The sequence below is a fragment of the Peterkaempfera griseoplana genome, from assembly GCF_001418575.1.
Lineage (GTDB): Bacteria > Actinomycetota > Actinomycetes > Streptomycetales > Streptomycetaceae > Peterkaempfera > Peterkaempfera griseoplana.
The window spans coordinates 1-1,690 of record NZ_LIQR01000712.1; the positions used below are offsets into that span (position 1 = coordinate 1).

1 protein-coding gene is annotated in these 1,690 nt (G+C 73.1%); it reads right to left on the bottom strand.

Annotation, left to right across the window (positions count from 1 at the left end; genetic code table 11):
- Positions 1-197: 197 nt before the first annotated feature.
- Complete coding sequence (locus AOK09_RS35830; RefSeq protein WP_079063699.1) at positions 198-1,598, bottom strand: SCO6881 family protein; 1,401 nt, start codon at positions 1,596-1,598, stop codon at positions 198-200.
- Positions 1,599-1,690: the final 92 nt, after the last annotated feature.

Consider the following 1,690-nt stretch of genomic DNA (forward strand, 5'->3'; position numbering starts at 1 on the left):
CGGCCAGCAGCACGGCACCGGCGCACCCGGCGAGCACCAGCTGTGGGGCGCTGAGCCCCAGCAGCACGCCACGCCGCGACCGGGCCGGGAACCGCACCGTCGCAGGCGCCTCGGCAGAGGAAGGGAAGACAGACAGGACAGGGTCCTCTCACGAGCGAACAGGGAAACGGCCGGGCGGGCGCGTCTGCCCCGAGGGGTCAGGGTCGGGGGGAGGGGCCCGGGTAGGTCCACCGCTGTCCGGTCGGAGCCGTCTGCGGTGCGGGCTGGGGTACGGGCGGGGTGATGGCCGGGTCGATGGGTGCTGGTGCGGATCCGGCTGCGGCGTGCCGTGCACCCGCCAGGACCGGCCCGTTGGGCACCGCACCCGGTGCGGAGGCCGTCGGAGCCGGAGTGCCGGCCGGTGCTGCGGTGGCGGCGCCGGGGCGGGTGACCAGAGCATGGTCGCGGTCTCCATCGGTGCGGGGCTGCGGTGGGCGGGTGATCAGCGGCTGCCCGCCGTCGCCCGGCCCGCGGCGGCCCGCGGGGTCCTGCCCGAACCGGAACGTGGTGGCGCTGCCCGAGGGCGAGGAGGCGGCGTCAGCCGGGGGCGCGGGAGGCGTGGTGGTCATGCCGGGGACCTTGTTCGGGCCCTGCGGCGCCGGGATCGGGGTGCCGCCGGAGCGGGCGGCCATCTGGTGGCCCTTCTTGGCCATCGCAGTCGCAGTGCCCAGACCAGCGGCGGTGCCGCGGTGCAGGTCCTGGGCCTGCCCGTCGCCGGCCCAATGCACGAACTTGTAGACGGCGAAGGGGCAGAACAGCACCAGCAGCATCACCACCAGGCCGGCGATGATGTCGGACAGGGCGCCGACTCCCTGGCTGGTGTCGGAGGAGCCGACCGCGGAGATGCCGATCAGGAAGACGACGGTCATCAGCAGCTTGGAGAACACCAGCGTTGCGGTGGCCTCGATCCAGCTGCGGCGCCAGCGCTGCGCGGGCTCCCAGCCTCCTCCGGCGCCCGCGAAGACGGCCAGGACCACCAGGATGAGGATGGCGACCTTGCGGAAGACCATCATGCCCCAGTAGAGGAACGCGCCGATCGCGCAGCCCACGGCGACCAGGGCCGGGATGGCCCAGCCCAGTTGGCTGGTCGAGGTGATCAGGGAGACCTTGACCAGGCGGCGGACGGCGTCGTCGACAGAGGTGTTGGCGAGCTGGAACAGACCGCGTGACAGGGCGTCGGTAACCGTCAGGGCGACGGAGGTGAAGGCGATGGCGGTGAAGGAGAACAGCACCCCGGCGACGGTGCCGGTGACGGCCTGGCCCAGGGCCTGCCCGTCGCGGCGCCAGGCCGCGCGGGCCAGTTGCAGGCAGAACGTGGCGACGAGCAGCACCAGCCCGATGGGCAAGATCGCCGCGTAGTTGGTGCGGAACCATGCGGCGTCCAGATCGACGCTGGTGGTGGCGTCGACGCCGCGGGTGGCCAGGTCGACGGCGGACTGGGCCAGATCGCCGCAGGAAGAGGCGATCCAGTTGCCGATCGAGGCGGTGATGGAATCCCCGACACCGCCCGCCACGGTGTCGCACAGCAGGCCCGCTCCGGGCAGATCGCAGAACCCCACGAGGGACCCTCTCCTTTCGAAATCGTGAGCGCCGGGCGGGCGGTCAGGGGTAGACGGTGGGGGCGACGGCGGCCAGCGCGCAGGGCTGGTGG